General features: G+C 68.6%; 22 protein-coding genes. 12 read left to right on the plus strand and 10 right to left on the minus strand.

Going from position 1 to position 24,994, the window contains the following annotated elements; all coding sequences use genetic code 11:
* Position 1 precedes the first annotated feature (1 nt).
* Positions 2–349 (plus strand): RidA family protein, encoded by a 348-nt coding sequence (locus tag PXD02_RS09570; protein ID WP_275103685.1) that lies wholly within the window; start codon positions 2–4, stop codon positions 347–349.
* Here the strand turns inward: PXD02_RS09570 and lpxB are convergent.
* The 8 genes from lpxB to PXD02_RS09610 are packed head-to-tail and all read right to left on the minus strand — an operon-like array spanning position 333 to position 10,459.
* Positions 333–1,487, minus strand: a complete 1,155-nt coding sequence (gene lpxB / locus PXD02_RS09575) for a lipid-A-disaccharide synthase (RefSeq protein WP_275103686.1) — start codon at positions 1,485–1,487, stop codon at positions 333–335. The genes PXD02_RS09570 and lpxB overlap by 17 nt on opposite strands.
* Positions 1,488–1,533: 46 nt before the next feature.
* Entirely contained in the window at positions 1,534–2,346 is an 813-nt protein-coding gene (locus tag PXD02_RS09580; RefSeq protein WP_275103687.1) for an LpxI family protein, read from the minus strand.
* Positions 2,343–3,125, minus strand: coding sequence for an acyl-ACP--UDP-N-acetylglucosamine O-acyltransferase (lpxA, locus tag PXD02_RS09585; protein ID WP_275103688.1), 783 nt, complete (start codon positions 3,123–3,125; stop codon positions 2,343–2,345). Before lpxA ends, PXD02_RS09580 begins: the two co-directional genes overlap by 4 nt.
* Positions 3,118–3,597 (minus strand): 3-hydroxyacyl-ACP dehydratase FabZ, encoded by a 480-nt coding sequence (gene fabZ, locus PXD02_RS09590; protein ID WP_275103689.1) that lies wholly within the window; start codon positions 3,595–3,597, stop codon positions 3,118–3,120. The genes lpxA and fabZ overlap by 8 nt, the downstream gene beginning before the upstream one ends.
* A 59-nt stretch (positions 3,598–3,656) precedes the next feature.
* The gene (locus PXD02_RS09595; RefSeq protein WP_275103690.1) at positions 3,657–5,804 is read right to left on the minus strand and encodes a hypothetical protein; all 2,148 of its coding nucleotides are present in this window, start codon (positions 5,802–5,804) and stop codon (positions 3,657–3,659) included.
* Positions 5,801–8,548, minus strand: coding sequence for a DUF4159 domain-containing protein (locus PXD02_RS09600; RefSeq protein ID WP_275103691.1), 2,748 nt, complete (start codon positions 8,546–8,548; stop codon positions 5,801–5,803). Before PXD02_RS09600 ends, PXD02_RS09595 begins: the two co-directional genes overlap by 4 nt.
* Positions 8,548–9,444 carry a DUF58 domain-containing protein gene (locus PXD02_RS09605; protein WP_275103692.1) on the minus strand — a complete coding sequence of 299 codons (897 nt, stop codon included), beginning with the start codon at positions 9,442–9,444 and terminating at the stop codon, positions 8,548–8,550. Before PXD02_RS09605 ends, PXD02_RS09600 begins: the two co-directional genes overlap by 1 nt.
* Positions 9,445–9,451: 7 nt before the next feature.
* Positions 9,452–10,459: an AAA family ATPase gene (locus PXD02_RS09610; protein ID WP_275103693.1), complete on the minus strand. Its 1,008-nt coding sequence runs from the start codon at positions 10,457–10,459 to the stop codon at positions 9,452–9,454.
* A gap of 64 nt (positions 10,460–10,523) precedes the next feature.
* On the opposite strand from PXD02_RS09610, the gene PXD02_RS09615 reads away from it, so the two are divergent.
* From PXD02_RS09615 to PXD02_RS09645, 7 genes are all read left to right on the plus strand, one after another.
* Positions 10,524–11,066 carry a DUF1285 domain-containing protein gene (locus PXD02_RS09615; protein WP_275103694.1) on the plus strand — a complete coding sequence of 181 codons (543 nt, stop codon included), beginning with the start codon at positions 10,524–10,526 and terminating at the stop codon, positions 11,064–11,066.
* Complete coding sequence (locus tag PXD02_RS09620; protein WP_275103695.1) at positions 11,066–11,827, plus strand: hydroxypyruvate isomerase family protein; 762 nt, start codon at positions 11,066–11,068, stop codon at positions 11,825–11,827. The genes PXD02_RS09615 and PXD02_RS09620 overlap by 1 nt, the downstream gene beginning before the upstream one ends.
* Before the next feature lie 440 nt (positions 11,828–12,267).
* On the plus strand, positions 12,268–14,088 hold the full coding sequence (typA, locus tag PXD02_RS09625) for a translational GTPase TypA (protein WP_275103696.1): 1,821 nt from the start codon (positions 12,268–12,270) through the stop codon (positions 14,086–14,088).
* A 297-nt stretch (positions 14,089–14,385) separates the two neighbouring features.
* Positions 14,386–15,033, plus strand: coding sequence for a TetR/AcrR family transcriptional regulator (locus tag PXD02_RS09630; protein WP_275103697.1), 648 nt, complete (start codon positions 14,386–14,388; stop codon positions 15,031–15,033).
* 319 nt (positions 15,034–15,352) lie between these two features.
* Positions 15,353–16,744 (plus strand): adenosylhomocysteinase, encoded by a 1,392-nt coding sequence (gene ahcY, locus PXD02_RS09635; protein WP_275103698.1) that lies wholly within the window; start codon positions 15,353–15,355, stop codon positions 16,742–16,744.
* Positions 16,745–16,747: 3 nt separating this feature from the next.
* Positions 16,748–17,926, plus strand: a complete 1,179-nt coding sequence (metK, locus tag PXD02_RS09640) for a methionine adenosyltransferase (protein ID WP_275103699.1) — start codon at positions 16,748–16,750, stop codon at positions 17,924–17,926.
* Between the two features lie 174 nt (positions 17,927–18,100).
* Positions 18,101–18,502: a VOC family protein gene (locus PXD02_RS09645; protein ID WP_275103700.1), complete on the plus strand. Its 402-nt coding sequence runs from the start codon at positions 18,101–18,103 to the stop codon at positions 18,500–18,502.
* A gap of 178 nt (positions 18,503–18,680) precedes the next feature.
* Here the strand turns inward: PXD02_RS09645 and PXD02_RS09650 are convergent, their stop codons facing one another.
* Positions 18,681–19,151 (minus strand): type II toxin-antitoxin system RatA family toxin, encoded by a 471-nt coding sequence (locus tag PXD02_RS09650; protein ID WP_275103701.1) that lies wholly within the window; start codon positions 19,149–19,151, stop codon positions 18,681–18,683.
* A gap of 79 nt (positions 19,152–19,230) precedes the next feature.
* On the opposite strand from PXD02_RS09650, the gene PXD02_RS09655 reads away from it, so the two are divergent.
* Positions 19,231–19,416, plus strand: coding sequence for a hypothetical protein (locus PXD02_RS09655; protein ID WP_275103702.1), 186 nt, complete (start codon positions 19,231–19,233; stop codon positions 19,414–19,416).
* A 111-nt stretch (positions 19,417–19,527) separates the two neighbouring features.
* On the opposite strand, the gene ypfJ is transcribed toward PXD02_RS09655, so the two are convergent.
* On the minus strand, positions 19,528–20,376 hold the full coding sequence (gene ypfJ, locus PXD02_RS09660; protein ID WP_275103703.1) for a KPN_02809 family neutral zinc metallopeptidase: 849 nt from the start codon (positions 20,374–20,376) through the stop codon (positions 19,528–19,530).
* Positions 20,377–20,560: 184 nt separating this feature from the next.
* Here ypfJ and PXD02_RS09665 point away from each other — a divergent pair, with 184 nt between their 5' ends.
* The 3 genes from PXD02_RS09665 (at position 20,561) to PXD02_RS09675 (ending at position 24,988) form a co-directional block, all read left to right on the plus strand.
* Entirely contained in the window at positions 20,561–21,025 is a 465-nt protein-coding gene (locus PXD02_RS09665) for a disulfide bond formation protein B (protein WP_275103704.1), read from the plus strand.
* Positions 21,026–21,184: 159 nt separating this feature from the next.
* Positions 21,185–23,875 (plus strand): DNA gyrase subunit A, encoded by a 2,691-nt coding sequence (gene gyrA, locus PXD02_RS09670; protein WP_275106398.1) that lies wholly within the window; start codon positions 21,185–21,187, stop codon positions 23,873–23,875.
* 45 nt (positions 23,876–23,920) lie between these two features.
* Positions 23,921–24,988, plus strand: coding sequence for an AI-2E family transporter (locus tag PXD02_RS09675; protein WP_275103705.1), 1,068 nt, complete (start codon positions 23,921–23,923; stop codon positions 24,986–24,988).
* Positions 24,989–24,994: the final 6 nt, after the last annotated feature.

Here is a 24,994-nt window from a genome sequence, read left to right on the forward strand (position 1 = left end):
CATGAGCGACATCAAGCGTATCGAGACTGGCCCGCGCATGAGCCAGGCGGTCATCGCCAACGGCATCGTCTGGCTGGCGGGCCAGGTGGGCGAACCGGGCGCATCCGTCGCCGACCAGACCCGCGTGGTGCTGGAACAGGTGGACCGCCTGCTGGCCCTGGCCGGGACCGACAAGACCCGCATCGTCTCGGCCCAGATCTGGCTGGCCGACATGGCCGATTTCGCGGAAATGAACGCCGTCTGGGACGCCTGGGCGCCGCAGGGCCATACCCCGGCGCGGGCCACGGGCGAGGCGAAGCTGGCCACCCCCGACTACAAGGTCGAGGTGATCGTCACCGCGGTTCTTTGATCGCCCGCAGCACGGACCGGGCCGCCCGCAGGCCCGGCGCCTCGCCCCCCTTGCCCAGCCGGTCCATGGTCAGGTCCATCGCGTCCAGCTGGGCCTGCCGGGCCTGGGGATCGTCCAGCAGGCGGCGCAGCGCCTGCGCCATCGGCGCGGGCTTGCAGTCGCGGCCCAGGAATTCCGGCACCGCGCGGGTGTCGCTGACCAGGTTCACCAGCGTCACCGTGTCGGTCTTCAGCAGCATCCCGATCAGCATCCGGCTGAGCGGCGCCATGTCATAGCCGATCACCATCGGCACCCGGTTCGCCGCCAGATCCAGGCTGACCGTCCCCGAGGCCGCAAGCGCCAGATCGGCCGCAGCAAAGGCGGCGCGCCTCTGGTCCGCGTCCTCGACGATCAGCGGGCGGTCAGGCCATCCGGCGGTCAGATGCCGGACCTGCCCGACCACCCCCGGCACCGTGGGCAGCACCACCTGCATGTCGAGACCATGATGGCGCAGGTCCGTCAGCGCCTCGCCAAAGCGGGGCAGCAGGCGGGCGACCTCGCCGCCGCGCGAACCGGGCAGGCACAGCAGGACCGGGCTTTCCGGGGCAATGCCGTGACCGGCGCGGAACAGCGCGGCCTCGTCGGGACCGGCGACCTGCGCCGTGGCGATGGGGTGGCCGACGAAATCGCAACTCATCCCGGCGGCCTGCATCAGCGGCGGCTCGAAGGGCAGGATCGCCAGCACGTGATCGACCACCTCGGCCATCTTCACGGCCCGCCCCGGCCGCCAGGCCCAGACCGAGGGCGCGACGTAATGGATGGTCCGCAGGCCGGGCCGTTCCGCCCGCCCCGCCCGCGCCACGCGCAGGCAGAAATCCGGGCTGTCGATGGTGATCAGCGCATCGGGGTTTTCGGCGGCGACACGGGCGGCCGTCCCGGCGATCCGCCGCTTGAGATGGCGGTATTTCGGCAGCACCTCCCAGATGCCCATCAGGCTCAGTTCCTGCATGGGAAACAGGCTGTCCAGCCCCTGCGCGGCCATCGCCTGGCCGCCGATGCCGACAAACCGCACATCCGGGACCAGTTCGCGCAGCCCCGCCATCAGCGCAGCACCCAACTGGTCGCCCGAAGGCTCGCCCGCGATCAGGAAGAACTTCATGCGCCTCATCCTTTCGCCGGTCGGCTGGCTGGGAATACTTCTGTGCCTAAATATCCAAGGGCGGCATCGCCCACAAAAACAGCCCTGCGGCATCGGCGCGGCGGACGGCCTCGGCCCGGTCCAGCAGGATCACCCCGCCCGCTTGCCAGGCAATCCCCGCCAGCCCGGCCTGAGCGGCCTGGGTCACGCTGTCCGGGCCAAGCGTCGGCAGGTCGATGCGCATGTCCTGACCGGGCTTCGGGGCCTTGAAGAACACGCCCCTGGGGCCGTCCGGATTGGGCCGCAGCCCGGCATGGCGCGCCGCGAAATCCAGCATCGCCGCCGTGCCGGGCAGCGTCTCGATGGCAAGGCACTGGCCCTGCGCCACCACCACGCCCTGCCCCACGTCCAGCGGCCCCAGCGTCGCCAGGATCAGCGCCGCCCGCGCCGCGTCGCGCCGGTCGGCCGCCGAGGGTTCGCCCGCCAGCACGCCCTGGGCAGGTATCAGGCCGGGCGCGACCTCGGCGACCGAGGCGATGGCGAGGCCGTGTTCCTGGAACACGTCCAGCACCGCCCGCAGCGCGCCGTCGTCGCCCGCCTGCATCGCCATCATGATGCGCGGCACCAGTTGCGCGGTGCGGCCGTCGAACAGGTCCGGCTCCAGGCGCGGGCGGCGGATCGCGCCCGCGAAGACCACGCGCGACACGTCCTGATCCAGCAGGCTGTCCAGGAAGGGCACCAGCCGTTCCAGGCGGAAGGGCTGGGCCTCCACCCCCGCGGGGGCGAAGCCGTCCAGGGCATAGACCAGCGGATCGTCCAGGGCGGCGATGACGGCCGGAGCCAGCGCGCCCTGGCCTGCGATGACGGCGGTCCGGGTCATGCGGGCCTAGGCGTCAGGAAGCTGCGGTCGGACGGGCCGAGGATGAAGTCCAGCACATCGCGCACCATGCCGCCCGTCTCGCCCTCGGCCAGGTGGCGGGCGGTGTCGCGAAAGCTGCCCGCGCCCAGCCGGTCCAGCATTTCCCGCAATTCGTGGATGTCGGCCCGGCTGGCGCCCCGGCGCTTCAGCCCGACCAGATTCAGCCCGTCCAGATGCCCGCGCGGCCCCTGCACCAGCCCATAGGGGATCACGTCCGCCGTCACCATCGTCACCGCGCCGATCATCGCGCCGCGTCCGATGCGCACGAACTGATGCACCCCCGACAGCCCGCCGACGATCACGTCGTCATCCAGGTGGCAATGCCCGGCAAGCGAGGCGTTGTTGACCAGGATCACCCGGTCGCCCAACTGGCAGTCGTGGCCGACATGGCAGCCCGCCATGAACAGCCCGTCATCGCCGACGCGGGTCACGCCGCCGCCGCCCTCGGTCCCCGGATTCATGGTGACATATTCGCGGATCCGGTTGCGCGCGCCGATGTCCAGGCGCACGTCCTCTCCGCGGAACTTCAGATCCTGGGGCACCTCGCCGATCGAGGCGAAGGGAAAGACCACCGTGCCGTCGCCGATGGCGGTGTCGCCCGCGATCACGACATGGGACTTCAGGACCACGCCCGCGCCCAGCGTCACCTTCGGCCCGACCACGCAGAACGGGCCGATCCGGACGCCCGCGCCGATCCGGGCGCCATCCTCGACGATGGCGGTGGGGTGAATGTCAGTCATCGGCCTTCAGCGCCATCATGGCGGTGAATTCGGCCGAGGCGCACAATTGGCCGTCCACGGTGGCCCGGCCTTCGAATTTCCAGATCTTGCCGCCGCCGCGCAGGGCCTTGCAATGCAGCTCCAGCACATCGCCCGGCACCACCATGCGGCGGAACTTGCACTTGTCGATGCCCATGAAATAGGTCGCCAGCGGCTTGTCGATGACGTTCATGCTGATGCCGACGATCACGGCCGCCGTCTGGGCCATCGCCTCGACGATGGTGACGCCGGGCATGATGGGTTCTTCCGGGAAATGGCCCTGGAAATGCGGCTCGTTGCAGGTGACCATCTTGATGCCCACGCCGCCCTCGTGGGCGACGATGTCGCGCACCTTGTCGATGAACAGGAAGGGATAGCGATGCGGGATGATGCGCTTGATCAGCGTCAGGTCGGCCTCGGTATAGGGGGCGGGGGCGCGCGTTTCGTCGGCCATGAGCGTTCCTTCGGGACGTTTCTTTCCGGTTAGCAATGCCTCTGCCGCTTGGCAAGCGGTCAGCCGGACGTGCCCCGCCGCATGGGCACGGCCTTGCCTCCCCTGCCCTCGCGCAGCCAGCCGGTCAGGATCAGCCCCGAAACCAGCAGCAGCCACGCCCAACCGGGCAAAAGCGGCCGCCGTTCCAGCCCGGTGACCGATGCCGCCTCGCGCGGGGTTATGGCGATCCAGTCGCCCAGTCCCGCGCTGCCATGGGCGATCCGCCCCGGCGCGACGCTGCGCAGGTCGGGCATTCCCTCGGACAGGGCCACGACGCCGCCGCCCGTCCCCTCGACCAGCGGCGCGAGGGCCGCGGCATCGGCCACGGTCTGTTCGAATTCACGCGGCGCGGCGGGGCCGAGCGCCAGAACCCGGCGCAGGTCGCCGTCCGCCAGGCGATACAGCCCCGGCTCCGGTGCGGTCCAGTCGGCGACGAAGCGGCCCGGACCGGCGGGTTCCAGCGGAACCTGTTCGGTTTGGCCGTCGGGGCGGGTCACGACCAGCGGCCCGGCGCTGTCCTTCATGGTGCGGCGGGTGAAGCGCACCGACAGGTCGCCCGCGACATCGGCCAGCAGGGCCTCTTCCTCAAGCTCGGGTTCCTTCATCGACCAATGGGCGATGCGGCGCAGCAGTTCCAGTTGCGGGCCGCCGCCCTCGAATCCCCGCCCCCACAGCCACACCTGATCCGAGGTGAGCAGCGCCACCCGCCCCTGGTCCACCCGGTCCAGGATCAGCAGCGGCTGGTCGTCGGCCCCGGTCATCGCCACCTGCGCGCCGGGATCGGGGGTGACGGTCGCCATGCGCAGCCAGCGGCCCCAGGTCGGATCGTCCGGCCCCGAGCCCGAGCCCAAGCCCGGCCCCGACCCCGGCAGCCCGGCGGTGACGGGATGGCGGCGGCCCTGGTCGGTCAGGCGCGGCAGATAGGGTTCCTCCAGCACCTGCCCAGTGGGCCGGGCGGGCAGGACGCGGCCCAGGGGCGACAGATACAGGCTTTCCACCCCCGCCATTTCCGGCCCGGCCGAAACCAGGATCGCGCCGCCGTTTTGGACATAGCGGGCGATATTGGCATAATATTCGAGCGGCAGGATGCCCCGCACGCTGTAGCGGTCGAAGATGATCAGGTCGAAATCCTCGATCCGCTCCATGAACAGTTCCTGGGTCGGAAAGGCGATCAGCGACAGTTCGTTGACCGGAACGCCGTCGGACTTGTCGGGCGGGCGCAGGATGGTGAAATGGATCAGATCGACCGCCGCGTCGGATTTCAGCAGGTTGCGCCAGGTCCGCTCGCCCGCGTGCGGCTCGCCCGAGACCAGCAGCACCCGCAGCCGGTCGCGCACGCCGTTGATGCTGATCGCGGCGGCGTTGTTGCGGTCGGTCAGCTCGCCTCCCTCGGGGGCGTCGAAGCCGATCTGCACGACGTTCTGGCCCGCATGGTCCAGGGTCAGCGGCAGGCTGATCGACTGGTCCAAGGGCACGGCGACCACCTGTTCCGGCCCGCCGTCCAGCGACAGGCGCAGGTCGACCGATCCGGTCCGCGCCTGGGGCGGAACGGCGCCCTGATCCTCGATCCGCAGGCGGATGGCGATCTGCTGGTCGATCAGGCCGAAGGCGGGCGCCTCCTCGATCACCAGGCGGCGGTCCCAGTCCCGGGGGCGGCCGGTCAGCAGCACATGGACCGGCGCGGGGACCGGCGCGGGCGCGGCGGCGGGCAGCATCGCCGGGTCGTGCAGGCGGCCGTCGGTGACGGCGATCACCCCCGCCAGCCGGGATTCGGGTTCGGCGGCGATGGCGCGGGCCATTTCCGTCGCCAGCAGGGTGCCGTCGTCATTGTCGCCCACCGTCACGCGGCGCAGTTCGGTATTGGGCAGCGCGGCGATCCGGCGGGTCATCGCCTCGACGGCGGCATCGGTTTGCGCGCCGCGTTCGGGCAGGGTCTGGCTGGCTGATCGGTCGTCGATCAGGATCACGATGTCCGACAGGCCCATGCGGCTGCCGATCTCCAGCGCGGGACCGGCCAGGGCCAGCGCGGCGGCAAGCCCGGCCAGGCCGCGCCAGGCCCAGCCCCGCAGCCCGCGCCACAGCGCGAATCCCGCGACCAGCAGCGCAAGCACCGCCAGCGCGGCGACGGCCCACCAGGGCAGCAGGGGATCGAAGCGCAGTTCGGTCACGGGCCAAGCGTCTCCTCGACCCGCATCCGCTCCAGCAGGGCGGGCACATGGACCTGATCGGATTTATAATTGCCCGTAAGGACATACATCAGCAAGTTCACGCCGAACCTGAAGGCCATCTCGCGCTGCTGCTCACCCTCCCAGCCGCGCCCGATGGGATAGGCGGGAAAGCCGTTGTCGTCCACGGCCCAGGCCTCGGCCCAGTTGTTGCCGCCGACCACCACCGGGCTGACGCCATCGTTCAACTGCCGGAAGGGCACGCCCTCGGCCGCCTCGGCCCCGGCGGGCGGGGCTTCCAGCCAGACGGGATTGCCCTGCCAGCGGCCCGGAAAATCGGCCAGCAGATAGAAGCTGCGGGTCAGGACGTGATCCTCGGGGATCGGCGACAGCGGCGGGATTTCCAGCGGCGAGGCCAGCGCCTGCAAGGCCCCGGACATATCCGGCCCGCCGACGCCGGTCACGTCGCCGTCGCGGGTGTCGAACAGGATCATCCCGCCCGAGCGCATGAAATGGTTCAGCCGGACGTAAGCCTGGGGCGAGGGCGGCGCCTGCGTGTCGGTGATCGGCCAATAGAGGAAGGTCAGCACCGACAGGTCGTCGGCGTCAAGGTCGATGGCCACGGGTTCGCCCGGCTCGACCGAGGTGCGCTGCGCCAGCACCATCGACAGCCCGCGCAGCCCCTGCCGCGACGCCTCGTCGATCCGGTCGTCGCCGGTCACGACATAGGCCAGCGCGGCCTCGTTCGCGGCGCGGGCCAGTTCGGGGCCGGGATCCTGCGCCGTGGCCGGGGGCGCGGGCTGGATCAGCAGCGCCAGCAGGACCGCCGCCGCCACCCGCCCGCCGCGCGCGATGGCGGCCGATCCCAACGCATCCGCCGCCAGGATCATCGCCGCCAGGGCCAGAAGCAGCCCGGTCAGATCGCGCCCGCCGGTCCTGCCCACGGCCTCGACCGTGGCGCCCGGCCAGTCGGCGACGGCCAGCGGCCCGCCCGCGTTCAGCGCCGCCCGCCGGTCGCCCGCCGCATAGATGCCCGCAGGCCGGTCCGGGGCGGGGCCAAGCGCCAGATCGGCAGCCGCGACCGGGGCCAGCCCCTCGGCGGGCGCGGCGCGGCCGAAACCGTCCAGCACCGTCTCGGGCGTCCAGAAGGGCTGGTCCCGGTCGTCGGCCCGCGCCTCGGCGGGCGAGACGCGGGCGGTCTGGACCAGCCGGTCCAGCATCTGCACGAACAGGCCCGAGATCGGCAGGTTCGACCATTCGGCGTTCGCGGTGACATGGAACAGCACCACCTGCCCCTGCCCCATCCTGGCGCGTGTCACCAGCGGCGTGTTGTCCGACAGCGAGGCCAGCGTCTTTTCGGCCAGATCCGGCGCGGGCTGGGCCATCAGCTGCGCGCGGATCGCCACGTCCCGCGGAGGGATCAGGCCCGCGAAGATGCCCTCTGCCGCAAAGGGCAGGATGGCGCGCGGATCGCCCCAGGACAGCGCCCCGCCGATGTCGCGCCCGCCCTGCCGCAGCGCGACCGGGATCAGCGGTTCGTCCTGCAACCCGTCGAAGGCGGCCATGCGCGGCCCGGCAAAGCGGATCAGCAACCCGCCATCCTCGACCCAGGCGGTCAGATCGCCGGTTTCGGCCAGATCGACCTGATCGGCCAGCACGATCACGTCGGGCGCGCTGTCCAGAACGTCGCCCAGCCCGCCCTCGACGAGATCGGTCGTCGGGGCAAGCGCCTGGCGCAGATAATGCAGCTGGGACAGAAGCGCCTGCCCCTCGGCCTGGCGGTCGGCGTCGCCCACCAGCCCGACCTTGCGGCGCTTCACGCGATCGTCGGCCAGGACCACCGCACCGGCATGGGCCTCGCCCTCGACCTGGAAGCGGGTGATGCGGTTGCGCAACTCGGGCGGCAGGTCGATGGCGACGGGCCGGGAGGCGATCCCGGCGGCGGTCGCGGCATCGCCGGGGGTCAGCCGGGCCAGCTCGCGTTCGACGCCCTGCGGATCGGGACCGATGGCGAGAATCGCGGGCGCGCCGTCATCCGTCGCCGCCAGCGTCAGCGAGGGCGTGTCGCCCGCGTGCAGCGACAGCGCGCGCACCGCGCGGGCGGGGGGCACCACCGTCACCGGCCCGCGATCCGTCAGCGCCGACAGCCAGGCGGCGCGGTCGGGATGATCCAGCCCGTCGCTGATCCACAGCGTCTCCAGCCGGCCATCGGGGGCATCGGCCAGGATCGCCGCCGGATCCTGTGGCAGGGTTGTTTCCCAGGGCGCGGGCTGGGCGGCGCGCAGCCCCGCCAGAAGGCGGTCGGCGGGGGCGAAGGGCACGAGGCCCGCCGCGCGGCCATCGGCCAGCAGCAGCGCGGCGGGGCGGCCCTCGGCGGCGGCGTCAGACAGCGCCGATTCGGCGCGGGTCAGCCGGGCGGGCCAGTCGGGGGCGGCCGACCAGCCCGCGTCCAGGATCACCAGCAGCGGACCGTCCTGCCCCGAGGCGACCACCGGCTTCCAGCTTGGACCGGCGAAGGCCAGGATCATCGCGGCCACGGCGGCCAGGCGCAGCAGCAGCAGCCACCAGGGCGTGCGCCGGGCGATGGGCACCCGGTCGACCAGCCCGCGCAGCAGCGCGACGCCGGGAAAGGCCACCTGCCGGGGCGCGGGCGGCATGGCCCGCAGGATCACCCACAGCACCGGCAGCGCGAGCAGCGCCGTCAGCACCCAAGGCGCCGCGAAACCTATGGGACCAAGCATCAGCATCAGCCCGCAAGCACCTGATAAAGCCAGCTTAACGCCAGGGCGGGCGATTGGTCCGTGAGATGGTGGCCGAACTGCCAGCCGGCGCCCAAGGCCCGGTGGCGCAGCCAGTCGCGGCGTTCGGCCAGCCGCGCCAGATAGGCGTCCCGCAGCCCGCCCGCGTCGCGGCTGTCATGGCGCATGGCCCCCGACAGCGACCGGAACAGCACCGCGCCGGTCCAGGGAAACGCTTCCTCGTCCGGGTCCAGCACCTGCATCAGCACGCCCGTCACGCCGATGCCGGTCGCGCGGGCCAGCAGCGCCTCGACCCAGGCCGGGTCGTCCAGGAAATCCGACAGGATCACCAGCCGCTGGTTGGGGCGCAGCATCTCGGGCGTCGGCGCATCGCCGTCGCCGTCCTTCGGCGGGGCGAGGGCGATCTGTTCGGCCAGCCGGTCGGCCTGCACCCGGCCCGCGCGGGCGGGCTGGCCCAGCAGGCCCACCTTTTCGCCCCCGCGCAGCAGCACCATCGCCAGGGCCAGCGCCAGCAGATGCGCGCGATCGGCCTTGGACGGGCGGTCGGGGCCGCCCGAATATCCCATCCCCCGCCCGGCCGAGATCCACAGCCCCACCGCCTGCGCGGTCTGCGCCTCGCGGTCGCGGACGAATTGCGCGTCGGACCGGGCCGAGCGGCGCCAGTCGATGGCGCGGGCGCTGTCGCCCTGGCTGGCGGGGCGGTATTGCCAGAAATCCTCGCCCGGTCCGCTGCGGCGCAGGCCGTGGGCGCCGGGCGCGATCATCGCCGCCAGCCGTTCCGCCGACAGGATCAGCGCGGGCAGATGGCCGCTGGCCGCCTGCGCCCCGGACCGCAGGCCGGCGGCGCGGCGATGGGCGTCAAGATCGGTGGCGGATCGGTTCAAGACGCCCTCATGCCGCCGCCCGCGCGCCGAAGCGGTCGCCCAGCAGGCGGGCAATCACGCCATCGACCGTCTCGCCCCGCGCGCGGGCGGCGAAGGACAGGGCCATGCGGTGGCGCAGGACGGGGGCGGCCATCGCCTCGACATCCTCCAGCGTGGGCGCGAAGCGGCCTTTCAGCACCGCGCGGGCGCGGGTGACCAGCATCAGCGCCTGCGCCGCGCGCGGCCCCGGCCCCCAGATCAGCGCATCGCCCAGGAACGCCGCCGATTCCGGCCCGCCGGGTCGGCAGGCGCGGACCAGATCCAGGATCGAGTCCACCACCCCCTCGCCCACCGGCATCTGCCGGATCAGGCGCTGCGCGGCGATCAGGCCATCGGCGTCGAAGGCGGCATGGGCGCGCGCGTCCTCGACCCCGGTCGTCGCCAGCAGGATCGCGCGTTCGGTGTCGCGGTCGGGATAATCCACGTCGATCTGCAACAGGAAGCGGTCCAGCTGCGCCTCGGGCAGCGGATAGGTGCCCTCCTGCTCGATGGGGTTCTGGGTGGCCAGAACGTGGAACGGTCGGCCCAGCGGGCGGTGCTGGCCGCTGATCGTCACCTCGCGTTCCTGCATGGCTTGCAGCAGGGCGGATTGCGTACGGGGAGACGCCCGGTTGATCTCATCCGCCATCAGAAGCTGGGTGAAGACCGGGCCTTCGATGAACCGGAAGGCGCGCGATCCGTGGGGCAGCGCGTCCAGAACCTCGGATCCCAGGATGTCGGCGGGCATCAGGTCGGGGGTGAACTGGATCCGCTGGCTGTCCAGGCCCAGGACGGTGGACAGCGTGTCGACCAGCATCGTCTTGCCCAGGCCCGGCTGGCCCACCAGCAGCGCATGGCCCCCCGACAGGATCGCCGCCAGCACCTGTTCGACCACCTGGTGCTGTCCGACGAAGCGCCGCTCGATACTGGCGCGGGCATCGGCAAGGGTCTGCCCAAGCTGTTCGACCTTCGTCACCAGATTCTCATCCGAAGCCATGACAATGTTCCCCGACTGCTCTACATCGGACCATAAGAGGATAACGGAAAGGCGACTATAGCGAATGGCAGATCGCGGTGACAAAGCTGTGAGCGCCGAGGGCATTGCCGCCGCCGCCAGCAAGGCGTCCAGGGGCGGGCTGCCGCCGGTGCACCTGTGGAACCCGCCCTTCTGCGGCGATCTGGACATGGAAATCCGGGCCGACGGCACCTGGTTCTATCAGGGCACGCCCATCGGCCGCCCGGCGATGGTGCGGCTGTTTTCCACCATCCTCAGGCGCGAGGGGGACCGCTTCTTCCTGGTCACGCCCGTGGAAAAGGTCGGCATCCGCGTGGTGGACGCGCCCTTCGTCGCGGTGGATGCCGACATCCTTCCCGATGCCGTGGCCTTCGTCACCAATGTCGGCGACCGGGTGACGGCGGGACCGGACCACCCCATCACCCTGCGCGGCACGGCCGACGCGCCGCGCCCCTATGTCCATGTCCGCGCCGGGCTGGAGGCGCTGATCGACCGCAAGACCTTCTACCGCCTTGCCGCCGCCGCGACCGAGGATGCGGGCCGCAGCGGCATCCGCTCGGGCGGGGCCTTCTTTGCCTTGGAGCCTTGATGCCCCGCTTTGCCGCGAACCTGACGATGCTGTTCACCGAACTGCCGATGCTCGACCGATTCGCCGCCGCCGCCGAGGCGGGCTTCGAAGGGGTCGAGATCCTGTTCCCCTATGACATCCCCGCCCGCGACCTGTCCCGCGCCGCCATCGCCGCCGGGCTGGACTTCGTGCTGATGAACACGCCGCCCCCGAACTGGGCCGGCGGCCCGCGCGGCTTTGCCGCCGAGCCGGGGCGAGAGGACCGGTTCCGCAGCGATTTCGACCGTGCGCTGCGCTTTGCCGGGGCGTTGCGGGCGCGCCATATCCACATCATGGCGGGCTATGCGGAAGGCCAGGAGGCGCGCGACACCTTCCTGCGCAACCTGTCCTGGGCGGCGGATCGCGCGCCCCATGTCAGCCTGACGATCGAGCCGCTGAACCCCGTCGACCAGCCGGGCTATTTCCTGGCCGATTTCGACCTGGCCGCCGACCTGATCGGTCAGGTCGGCGCGACCAATCTGGGGCTGCAATTCGACGCCTATCACGCGCAACTGATCACCGGCGACGCGATGGCCGTCTGGCGCAGGCACGCGGGAATTACCCGCCATGTCCAGATCGCGGGCGTTCCGGGACGCCACGAACCCACGGGCGGGATGATCGACTATCCGGCGTTCTTCGCCGCGCTCGATCAGTCGGGCTACAAGGGCTGGGTCAGCGCGGAATACAATCCCGCCGGCCCGACGGCCAAGGGGCTGGACTGGCTGCCGCGTCCGTCCGCCTGACGGGATCGCCCGCCAAGGGAACCGGGGTTCCCGGACCGCGTTATCGCCATGACGCCGTTCGGAAAAACCGTTCCCTGGCGCGCCTGGTCAACAGCGGAGACAACCCATGAATTCCATCATCTATATCGTCGGCTTGGTGGTCGTCGTCCTGTTCATCCTGTCGTTCCTGGGCCTTCGCTGAGGCCCGCCCCGTGACAGGCTGATCGGACATGAGCGTCAATCCCGACCCGACCGCGCGGCCCCGACCCGACCGCGCGGCGCGGCATCATGGACTGGCCCGCCATCCTGTCGGGCGCGGCCATCCGACGGACATCATCGAACCCCGCCATGCCGCCGCAGCGGGGTCTTTCGTGGCGTCCCGGCAGCGCCGCGCGGCCCGATTTCATCTGGTCTTTTGGCCCCTGATTGTTTAGGGCGACCGCAAATCACAAAGGTCGCTCATGGATATCCGCAACATCGCCATCATCGCTCACGTTGACCACGGCAAGACGACGCTGGTCGACCAGCTGTTGCGCCAGTCGGGGTCGTTCCGGGAAAACCAGGCCGTCGCCGAACGCGCTATGGACAGCAACGACATCGAGCGTGAGCGCGGCATCACCATCCTGGCCAAGGCGACCAGCGTCGAATGGAAGGGCACGCGGATCAATATCGTGGACACGCCCGGCCACGCCGATTTCGGCGGCGAGGTCGAACGCATCCTCTCCATGGTCGATGGCGTCTGCCTGCTGGTCGATGCCGCCGAAGGGCCGATGCCGCAGACGAAATTCGTCACCTCGAAGGCCCTGGCGCTTGGCCTGCGCCCCATTGTGGTGCTGAACAAGGTGGACAAGCCCGCCGCCGAACCGGACAATGCGCTGAACGACGTGTTCGACCTGTTCGCGAACCTGGGCGCCAGCGACGAGCAACTGGATTTCCCGCATGTCTATGCCTCGGGCATCGGCGGCTGGGCCGATGAGACGCTGGACGGTCCGCGCAAGGACATGTCGGCGCTGTTCGACCTGATCCTGTCCCATGTCCAGCCGCCCAGGCAGATCGCCCGCGTGGACGAACCCTTCCAGATGCTGGCGACCACGCTGTCCGCCGACCCGTTCCTGGGCCGCCTTCTGACCGGCCGGGTCGAGGCGGGCCGCGCCAAGGCGGGCGACACCGTCAAGGCCCTGTCCCGCGACGGCGAACGGATCGAGCAGTTCCGCATCAGCAAGGTGCTGGCCTTCCGCGGCCTGACCCAGACCCCGATTGACGAGGCCCAGGCCGGCGACATCGTGACCCTGGCGGGCATGTCCAAGGCCACCGTGGCCGACACCATCGCCGCGCTGGAGGTGGACACCGCGCTGCCCGCCCAGCCCATCGACCCGCCCACCATCAGCGTGACCTTCGGCATCAACGACAGCCCGCTGGCGGGCCAGGACGGCAAGAAGGTCCAGTCGCGTGTGATCCGCGAACGCCTGATGCGCGAGGCAGAGGTGAACGTGGCGATCAAGGTCGAGGATACGCCCGGCGGCGATGCCTTCATCGTCTCGGGCCGGGGCGAATTGCAGATGGGCGTGCTGATCGAGAACATGCGCCGGGAAGGGTTCGAGCTGTCGATCAGCCGCCCCCGCGTGATCTTCCGCGAGGAAGACGGCCAGCGGCTTGAACCCGTCGAGGAAGTCATCATCGACGTGGACGACGACTATACCGGCGTGGTGATCGAAAAGCTGACCGGCGACCGCAAGGGCGAGATGGTGGACATGCGCCCGGCGGGCCATGGCAAGACCCGGATCGTCGCGCATGTCCCCTCGCGCGGGCTGATCGGATACCATGGCGAATTCATGACCGACACGCGCGGCAACGGCGTGCTGAACCGCATCTTCCACGGCTGGACCCCCTACAAGGGCGCGATTCAGGGCCGCCGCCAGGGCGTGCTGATCAGCATGGAGAACGGCGTCTCGGTCGCCTATGCGCTGTGGAACCTGGAAGAACGCGGCAAGATGTTCATCGGCGCGCAGGAACAGCTGTATACCGGCATGATCATCGGCGAACATTCCCGCGACAACGACCTGGAAGTGAACCCGCTGAAGGGCAAGAAGCTGACCAACGTCCGCGCGTCCGGCACCGACGAGGCCGTGCGCCTGACGCCGCCGGTGCGCATGTCGCTGGAAGAGGGCATCGCCTATATCAATGACGACGAACTGGTCGAGGTGACGCCCAAGAACATCCGCCTGCGCAAGCGTTACCTGGATCCGCACGAACGCAAGCGGCAGGCGCGGGCCGACGCGTAATGCAACGTTCCCCTGCGTCAAGCTGTCGTTTTAGCGAGGTTCGCGGTTGCGCGGCCTCGTGATAAGCTTGGTCTCGGCCTTGATATCGGGATCGTCGGCGTATGTTCATGCTATGTGGTCACAAGGTTGCGTCCAGCTGTCCGGTGCATGTGTCCTGGGCCGTCCGGGCGTTTTCGAAACCATGCCGGACTTCGGCAGGAAACAATAAGGCATCGGATCGGTTCGTCTTCCGGGGGAATGGTGCGGTCAAACTCGCCCGTTCGTCCTGACATGACCCTTGCCGAACGGGATTCGACCATGAGCAAGCATGACTACATCATGAAGGGGCTGGGCCTGCACGGCCAGGCGGTCGTCGCGGCACTGGAGCTGATGACAGACCTGGGCAGGTCCGGTCCCGGTCTGGAGCAGGTGGCCAGCCGGATCGGCGCCGATCCGGCCACTCTGCGCAAGATCTTTCCCGACGATGACAGCCTGCTGTTCGCCGTGGTGGAACAGGCCCTGATGCGGCTGATGGATTCCTGCACCAAGGCGGTGGTCAAGGTCGACCCCGACGATGCGGTCGGGCAATTCCTGGCGCTTGGCCGAGCCTTTATCCGCTGGGCCGCCGATCACCGCGTCCAGTTTCGGATGATCGTCGCACATCCCAAGCTGAATGCCGGGCAGGTTCCCGAACTGCGCCGCTATCTGGATTCCCTCATCAACCTGATGACCCGGATGCTGGAACGCGCCCGCGATACCGGCCGCCTGCGCGACAACGAGGATATTCCCATGCTGGTCCTGTCGTCGCGCATCTTCGCCTCGGGGCTGGCGCAGATGGTGGCCGACGGCCGGACCGATTCCTGGTTTCCGGCCCGCACCCCGCATGAGGCGGCGGAACAAGCGCTTGAGGATTTTGTCAAGCGGATCGCCCGTGCCTCGGCCCCACGGCCCCGGCTCCGGCGCTGACCACAGGTCAGCCGCGCGCATTTCACGGATGCCATTTCGACCTGTGACGGGCTTCGGGACCGCCGACACCGGCATTAATCGAATTTTAAGATTGTTCTGACACCCCAGCCGGCGGGGAGGCGGGACGCATCCGGTCCAACCGCCGCAAGGCTTGTCACCCGACCGGGGACGCGCAGCGCACTGCCGTCCCTGGGGGCTGCGGCGGATCTGGGGTTCCGCCGCAGCCGCAATTCCCCGGCGGCAGCCTTTTCCCTTTCGATTCCGGCGGGCTTGGGCTATCCGGTCGCGGACCATCGGAACAGATGAAAGACGAACCGCCGTGACCGATTACATCATCCGCGACATCGCCCTGGCCGATTTCGGCCGCAAAGAGTTGGACATCGCCGAAACGGAAATGCCCGGCCTGATGGCCCTGCGCGCGGAATACGGCGCGTCGAAACCGCTGGCGGGCGCGCGCATCGCCGGCAGCCTGCACATGACCATCCAGACCGCCGTGCTGATCGAGACGCTGGCGGCGCTTGGCGCCGAGGTCCGCTGGGCGTCGTGCAACATCTATTCGACCCAGGACCATGCCGCCGCGGCCATCGCCGCATCCGGCGTGCCGGTCTTCGCCATCAAGGGCGAGACGCTGGCCGAATACTGGGCCTATACCGACCGGATCTTCCAGTTCCCGGAAGGCACCTGCAACATGATCCTGGACGATGGCGGGGATGCCACCCTGTATGTCCTGCTGGGCGCGCGGGTCGAGGCGGGGGAAACCGGCCTGATCGACGTGCCGACCAGCGAGGAGGAAGAGGCCCTGTTCGCCCAGATCCGCCGCCGGATCGCCGAGACGCCGGGCTGGTTCACCCGGCAGCGCGACGCGATCAAGGGCGTTTCCGAGGAAACCACCACCGGCGTCCATCGCCTGTATGACCTGCACAAGCGCGGCCTGCTGCCCTTCCCGGCGATCAACGTCAATGACAGCGTGACGAAATCGAAATTCGACAACAAGTATGGCTGCAAGGAATCGCTGGTCGACGGGATCCGCCGCGCCACCGACGTGATGATGGCGGGCAAGGTCGCGGTCGTCTGCGGCTATGGCGACGTGGGCAAGGGGTCGGCCGCGTCGCTGGCAGGCGCGGGCGCGCGGGTCAAGGTGACCGAGGTCGATCCGATCTGCGCCCTGCAAGCCGCGATGGACGGGTTCGAGGTGGTCCTGCTGGAGGACGTGGCCGCCACCGCCGACATCTTCGTCACCACCACCGGCAACCGCGACGTGATCCGCATCGAGCATATGCGGGCCATGAAGGACATGGCCATCGTCGGCAATATCGGCCATTTCGACAACGAGATTCAGGTCGCCGCGCTGAAGAACCACAGATGGACCAACATCAAGGACCAGGTGGACATGATCGAGATGCCCTCGGGCAACCGCATCATCCTGCTGTCGCAGGGCCGGCTGCTGAACCTGGGCAATGCCACCGGCCATCCCAGTTTCGTGATGTCGGCCAGCTTCACCAATCAGGTGCTGGCGCAGATCGAGCTGTGGACCAAGGGCGAGGACTATGCCCCCGGCGTCTATATCCTGCCCAAGGCGCTTGACGAAAAGGTCGCGCGCCTGCATCTGGACCGGATCGGCGTCAAGCTGACCGAACTGTCGCCCCAGCAGGCCGACTATATCGGCGTGACGCCCGAAGGCCCTTTCAAATCAGATCATTACCGGTATTGATCCATGACCGAATATTCGCTGTTCACCTCGGAATCCGTGTCCGAGGGCCATCCCGACAAGATCGCCGACCAGATCAGCGACGCGATCCTCGACGCCATCCTGGCCGAGGATCCGCGCGCCCGCGTCGCCTGCGAAACCATGGTCAAGACCGGGGTCGCCATCATCTCGGGCGAGATCTCGACCAATGCCTGGGTCGATCTGGAAAGCATCGTCCGCGGCGTCATCAACGACATCGGCTATACCTCGTCGGATGTCGGCTTCGACGGGTCGACCTGCTCGGTCATCAACATCATCGGCAAGCAGTCGCCCGAGATCAACCAGGGCGTCGACCGCGACAACCTGGAAGACCAGGGCGCGGGCGACCAGGGGCTGATGTTCGGCTATGCCTCGGATGAAACCGACGTGCTGATGCCGGCGCCGATCACCTATGCGCATCGGCTGGTCGAACGGCAGGCCAAGGTCCGCCGCGACGGCACGCTGAAATGGCTGCGCCCGGACGCCAAGTCGCAGGTGACGCTGCGCTATGGCGCCGATGGCCGCCCCGAGGGGATCGACGCGGTGGTGCTGTCCACCCAGCACAACCCCGAGATCACCCTGTCGGACCTGCGCGAGGCGGTGATCGAGGAGATCATCAAGCCCGTCCTGCCCGCCGAATGGCTGTCCGACAGCACGAAATATTTCATCAACCCCACCGGCAAGTTCGTGATCGGCGGGCCGGTCGGCGATTGCGGGCTGACCGGGCGCAAGATCATCGTCGACAGCTATGGCGGCATGGCGCGCCATGGCGGCGGCGCGTTTTCCGGCAAGGATCCCTCCAAGGTGGACCGCTCGGCGGCTTACGCGGGCCGCTGGGTCGCCAAGAACATCGTCGCCGCCGGTCTGGCGCGGCGCTGTGAAATCCAGATCAGCTATGCCATCGGCGAGGCGCAACCGACCTCGATCAGCCTGAACACCTTCGGAACCGAAACCGTGCCCCATGACAGGATCGTCGCGGCCGTGCGGCAGGTGTTCGACCTGCGCCCCTTCGCGATCATCCGCGACCTGGACCTGTTGCATCCGATCTATCGCCCGACCGCCAGCTATGGCCATTTCGGGCGCCAGCCTTACCAGTTGAACCGGGGCACCGCCTTCAGCTGGGAGAGGACCGACCGGGCCGATGACCTGAAGGCCGCGCTGACCTGAGCGGCTCCGCCCCTGGGGCGGCGGCGCGACGGGTGTCGAAATCGGCGCCAGATCGGGCGACCGGTGAGGATGTTTCCCCTGGCGCCCGTTCACGGCTCATACTCTTGTGGCAGTTGACCAAACGGCCGAGGTGCATTGTTATTCGCAGGCAAACCAGCAACGGGAGGAGTTGGAATGGCTGTGATCTCTGGTGACGGCGTCTTTTCGCATGTCTTTATCGGTGCTTCAGACACCGATGCGTCGGCAAGGTTCTATGACGCGGCCCTGGGCGCGCTTGGCGTGAAGAACCTCGGGCCGTTCGGCAACGGCTGGATTCTCTATGGCAGGGACAAACCGGCCTTCATCATCGCGCGCCCCGGCAACGGCCAGGCCCCGTCCAGCAACGGCGTGACCATCGGCTTCACCGCGAAAACCACGGACGAGGTGGATGCCTTCCATGCGGCGGGCCTTGCCAATGGCGGCACGGACGAGGGTGCGCCGGGTGCGCGCAGCCACCTGCCGGGGGCCTATGCCGCCTATCTGCGCGATCCGGCGGGCAACAAGGTGTGCACCTATACCTTTACCGACGGCAACTGATCGCGGATCACCTCAAGACCGCTGACGAGCGGAACGCCACCGCCCGTCAGCCGGCATCCGGCGCAGGGGCTGCCTGGATGCGAGCCCGGCAGGACCGGACCCACGGCAGACGCGGGACATCCTGCCTGCCGCGCCGCACGATGCGGATTACAACGTCCCGATGTTGCGCACGCAACGCTCAGGCGGCGCCGTAAAGCACCTTTGCCCGATTCTCGAAGGCGCGGACGATGCGGACCATCGCTTCGTGGAAGACGACGCCGATCAGCTTTTGCAGGATCAGGTTCTTGAATTCGAAATCCACGAAGAAATCCACATGACAGCCGCCGCCGGGCCGGTCGGTGAAGACCCAGCCGCTGCGCATGTGCCTGAACGGCCCGTCCAGATATTCGGTGTCGATCTTCAGCGCGCCGGTTTCGGGGTCGGCGGGCCACAGCACCACGCGGCTGCCGAAGCGTTCGCGGAACACCTTGAAGCTGATCACCAGATCGGCCGCGATCTCCTCGGCCCCGTCGGGGCGTGTTTCGCGCGACCGAATGCGGGCGGCGCTGTTCCATGGCAGGAACTGGGGATAGCTTTCGATATCGGCCACCAGGTCGAACATCTGCCGGGCGCTATAGGGAAGGTCGCGGGAATCCTGGTGGTGGGGCAATGCTGTCTCGCAGGGTTCGGACTTGTCAGGCGACCCGGCCTGTGGTCGAGTCCCCCAAGTCTAGCAGGAGGCCGCGGCCATGAACAACCTGATCTGGCTGCTGCGGGCCTCGAAATGGGCGCGACGTCCGCCAAACGCCCGGACGGTCCGGCTGGTGCTGCTGGTCGTCGCGGGCGCGCTTGCCATCGCCGCGCTGGAATGGCTGGACCTGTGGCCGGACTGGGCACGGCTGGACGACAGCCGCCTGCCCCGCATCCCGCGTTAGCGGCGGGCGCGGGCCTTCGCGGGTTGCCGGTCGGGCATCGCCAGGGCGGCCAGGCCCAGGGTCAGGACGGTCAGGATCGTCAGCATCGGTTTCTCCTTTTTCTGTCGCGGCCTACCGCCCCGCGGCGGCCCCGAAGGTGTCGCATTGGGCCATGTCGCCGGAATTGAAGCCGCGCATCAGCCATTCCTGACGCTGCGCGGCGCTGCCATGGGTGAAGCTGTCGGGAACCGGGGTGCGCCCGGCATTGGCCTGGATCACGTCATCGCCCACCGCCTGGGCCGCGCCCATCGCCTCTTGCAGGTCGCCTTCCTCTAGGCTGCCGAAGCGCTGCTCGGCATGGCGCGCCCAGATGCCCGCATAGCAATCCGCCTGCAACTCGGTCAGCACCGAGATCTGGTTGGCGTTCCGTTCGCTGACCTGGCCGCGCAGGCGGTTCACCTTGCCCAGCGTGCCGGTCAGGTTCTGGACATGGTGGCCGATTTCATGCGCGATGACATAGGCATAGGCGAAATCGCCGCCCGCGCCCATGCGGCTGGCCATCATGTCGAAAAAGTCGGTGTCCAGATAGACCTTGCGGTCGCCGGGACAATAGAACGGTCCCATCGCCGAGGACGCGCCCCCGCAGGCCGACCGCACCACGCCGCTGAACAGCACCAGCGTCGGGTCGGCATAATCGACCCCCGCCTGTTCCGGCAGGACCGTGGCCCAGACCTCCTCGGTATCGGCCAGCGTGACCGAGACGAATTCGCCCCATTGCTGATCCTCCTCGGTTAGAGGGCGGCCCTGCTGGGACTGGCCCTGGTCCAGCCCCTCGACGATGGGGCTGATGTCGATGCCGAAGAAATAGCCGACCGCCAGGATCGCCAGCATCCCCACGACGCCGACCCCGCCCGCCCCGGCGGCGCCCATGCCGCGCCGATCCTCGATATTGCCGCTGCCGCGCCGTCCACGCCATTGCATGTCCGCGATCCCCCACCTTGGTCCGAAGCCCGGACCGTCACCACCAAAACCCAGGGCCCCGCCGCCGGTTCCCGCGACGGGATCGCGGCCGATGATCACAGGGCCGCGACAAAACCGCAAGCCGCTTGACGAGGACGCCGCGCCAGAGGATCCACGAGGCAAATCAAAGGACGAGGGGCGCGCCATGGATGGACAACGACTTTCCCTGCTGGCCGGGGCCGGATCGGTGGCGCTGCTGGTCGCGGCGCTCGGCTTTCAGGCGGCGGGCTATGCCCCCTGCGAATTGTGCATCCTGCAACGCTGGCCCCATGTGGCGGCGGCCGTCATCGCCGCGCTGATCTGGTGGACCGGCCGGGTGCGCGGGCTTGCGGTGCTGGGCATGGTCGCCGCCGGGGTCGCCATGGGCCTTGCCATCTATCACACCGGGGTCGAACTGTCGCTGTGGCAAGGCCCGACGCATTGTTCCGGCACCATCGGCAACCTTGCCACCATGAGCGCCGAGGATCTGATGACCCGCCTGCAATCGGCCCCCGTGGTGCGCTGCGACGAGGTTGCCTGGCGCTTCCTGGGCCTGTCGATGGCCGGCTGGAACGCGGTCTTTTCCGCCATGCTGGCGGTGGTCTGGGGGGTGGCGGCGAAACGGGCATAAGGATGCCGAATCCCGCCCGGAACATTGCCCCCACCGGCCATGTCGCCTATATATAACCCAACAAGATGTTGAGGAAATTCCGTGGCCGACACCCCTGACGACGACCTGCCCGAAACCCCCGAGACGGGCGATGATAACGGCGCCGCGACCCGCCAGGTGATGCCCCATGACGGCCCGGTGATCGACATCAGCGCCGAGATGCGGACATCCTATCTGGATTACGCCATGTCGGTCATCGTCAGCCGCGCGATTCCCGACCTGCGCGACGGGTTGAAACCGGTCCACCGCCGCATCCTCTATGCGATGGACGAAAGCGGCAACACGCCCGACAAGGCCTATCGCAAATCCGCGCGCCCCGTGGGCGACGTGATGGGCAAGTATCACCCCCATGGCGACGCGGCGATCTATGACGCGCTTGTCCGCATGGCGCAGGATTTTTCCATGTCGCTGCCGCTGCTGGACGGCCAGGGCAACTTCGGGTCGATGGACGGCGATCCCCCCGCCGCCATGCGCTATACCGAGGTTCGCATGGACAAGCCCGCGAACTTCCTGCTGATGGACATCGACAAGGATACGGTCGATTTCCAGGACAACTATGACGGCAAGGACCGCGAGCCGACCGTCCTGCCCGCGCGCTTTCCGAACATGCTGGTCAACGGCGCGGGCGGCATCGCCGTGGGCATGGCGACCAACATCCCGCCCCACAACCTGGGCGAGGTGATCGACGCCACGCTGGAACTGATCGACAATCCCGACCTGCCCACCGAACGCATCCTGGAGATCATCCCCGGCCCGGACTTTCCGACCGGGGCGCTGATCCTGGGTCGGTCGGGCGCGCGCAAGGCATATCTGGAAGGGCGCGGCAGCGTCATCATCCGCGCCAGGACGCATATCGAGGAATTGCGCAAGGACCGCTGGGCCATCGTCGTGGACGAGGTGCCTTATCAGGTGAACAAGGCCAGCCTGATCGAACGCATTGCCGAGCTTGCCAAGGAAAAGCGGGTCGAGGGGATCGCCTCGGTCCAGGACGAATCCGACCGGCAGGGGGTCCGCGTGGTGGTCGAACTGAAACGCGACGCCACGCCCGACGTGGTGCTGAACCAGCTGTTCCGCTTCACGGCGCTGCAAACCAGCTTCGGCTGCAACATGCTGGCGCTGAACGGCGGACGGCCGGAACAGCTGACGCTGCGCGACTTCCTGACCCATTTCATCAGCTTCCGCGAGGAAGTGGTCGCCCGCCGCACCGCCTATGAACTGCGCAAGGCCCGCGAACGCAGCCATGTGCTGTGCGGTCTGGCCGTGGCGGTCAGCAATGTCGATGAGGTCGTGGCGACGATCCGATCCTCGGCCGACGCCGCCGAGGCGCGCGAGCGGCTGATGGAACGCCGCTGGCCCGCCCATGACATCCTGGAATATCTGCGCCTGATCGACGATCCGCTGCATCCGGTGAACGAGGACGGCACCTATAACCTGTCCGAGACCCAGGCCCGCGCGATCCTGGACCTGCGCCTGCAACGCCTGACGCAGCTGGGCGTGAAGGAAGTCACCGACGAACTGGCCAGCCTGGCGGAATCGATCCGCGACTATCTGGCGATCCTCGCCTCGCGCGACCGGATCATGGCGATCATCAGCGACGAATTGCACGAGGTGCGCGAGCTGTTCGCCGTCCCCCGCCGGACCGAGATCACCGAATGGTCCGGCGACATGCTGGACGAGGATCTGATCGAGCGCGAGGACATGGTCGTCACCATCACCTCGGGCGGCTATATCAAGCGCACGGCCCTGGCGGAGTTCCGCGCGCAACGGCGCGGCGGCAAGGGCCTGTCGGGGATGGCCACCAAGGAGGACGACGTGGTGACGACCCTGTTCGTCGCCAATACCCATACCGAACTGCTGTTCTTCACCACCGACGGCATGGTCTATCGGCTGAAGACCTGGCGGTTGCCGCTGGGCGGGCGGACCGCCAAGGGCAAGGCCATCGTCAACATCCTGCCGATCGAGCCGGGCGTGTCCATCGCCGCGCTGATGCCGGTCGATGCGCCGGAAAGCGAATGGGACGGCTATCAGGCGATCTTCGCGACCTCGGACGGGGATGTGCGCAGGAACGCGCTGTCGGATTTCACCAGCGTGCGGACCAACGGCAAGATCGCCATGAAGCTGCCCCAGGGCGTCGAACTGGTCGGCGTCCGCATGGCGACCGAGGGTGACGACGTGATGCTGGTCACGGCGCTTGGCCGGGCGATCCGCTTCCCCACCACCGATGTGCGCGTCTTCAAGGGCCGCGATTCGACCGGCGTGCGCGGCATCCGGCTGGCCAAGGGCGACCGCGTGGTCAGCATGTCCGTCATCCGCCATTTCGAGGCCGATCCCGCCGAACGCGCCGCCTATCTGAAGATGCGCCGCGCGGTGGCCGGTGCGCTGGATGACGGCGCCGAGGCCGACGACGACGAGGAAGCCGTGGCCGAGGCCGCGATCACCCAGGAACGCTATGCCGAGATGTCGGCGGCCGAGGATCTGATCCTGACCATCACCGTGGGCGGCGCGGGCAAGATCAGCTCCAGCCACGATTACCCGGTGCGCGGGCGCGGCGGCCAGGGCGTGATGGCGATGGACAAGGCGATGCGCGGCGGCGCCTTGGTCGCCAGCTTCCCGGTAGAGATGGACGACCAGATCATGCTGGCGACCTCGACCGGGCAGTCGATCCGGGTGCCGGTCGACGGCATCAGCTTCCGCTCGCGCAGCGCGGGGGGCGTGCGGGTCTTCAGCACGGCCCTGGGCGAAGAGGTCGTCTCGGTCGCGCGGATCGCCGAACAGGGCGACGGCGACGCCGTTGATACCCCCGAAACCTGACCCAAGGCCCGGCCAAGACCGGGCCTTTTCCACAAGAGGGACAGCGTGACCCCATCCAGCGAAGACGTGCTGCGCCAAAGGCTCCAGACCGGGTTCCTGGGCATCATCGCCTTTTCGCTGATCCTGTTTTTGCTGTTCCAGGCGCGGTTCGTGCTGATCTGCCTGGCGATCGCGATCATCCTGTTCTCGCTGACCTCGGACGCGATCCACGGGATTTCCACGCGGCTGAAGGTGCCGAACTGGCTGGCGACGACGCTGGCCCTGATCGGCATCACCCTGGGCCTGATCTGGCTGTCCACCACCATCATGACCCAGGTGAACGAGGTCGTGGGCCGCGCCATCGCCTATACCGAATCCGTCCAGATCGCCCTGACCGCGCTGATCGAACGCTTCGGCCCCGAGGCGCAGACCCGGCTGATGGCCGCGATGACGGAATTCAACATCACCGGCTGGCTGCGGTCCCTGGCGGGCCAGGCGTCGGGGCTGCTGTCGGGCAGCCTGCTGGTGATCCTGTTCGTGGGCTTCATGTTCGCCGAACGGACTTGGCTGCCCGTCAAGGTCGAGCGGCTGACCGGCGATCCGGCCCAGGCCGTGCGAATCCGGCAGATCACGGCGTCGATCATGCGGCGGGTGAACCGCTATCTGGTGGTCAAGACCGTGGTCAGCGCCCTGACGGGGGTGGCGGTCTGGCTGATCTTCGCCCTGGGACGGCTGGAACTGGCCGGGGCGGTGGCCTGGCTGACCTTCGTGCTGAACTTCATTCCCAATATCGGCTCGGTCATCGCCTGGGCGATCACCGTGGCCCTGGCCTTCGTGCTGACCGGCGACCCGTCCATGACGATCATCGTCGGCATCGTCTGCCTGCTGGTGCATTTCGTGCTGGGAAACATCGTCGATCCGATGCTGACCGGACAGACGCTGCAACTGTCCAGCTTCGGCATCATCCTGTCGCTGGCCTTCTGGGGCGCGATCTGGGGCATCGCCGGGGCGTTCCTGGCGGTGCCGATCATGGTGGCGGTGATGATCGTCTGCTGGCACATCCCCTGGCTGCGCCCGGTCGCGGTGCTGTTGTCGCGCGAGGGGCTGGCCGATACGGACATGGCAGGCCGCTGATCACGT

Origin of the sequence: Paracoccus sp. S3-43 (genome assembly GCF_029027965.1) — a bacterium.
GTDB lineage: Bacteria > Pseudomonadota > Alphaproteobacteria > Rhodobacterales > Rhodobacteraceae > Paracoccus.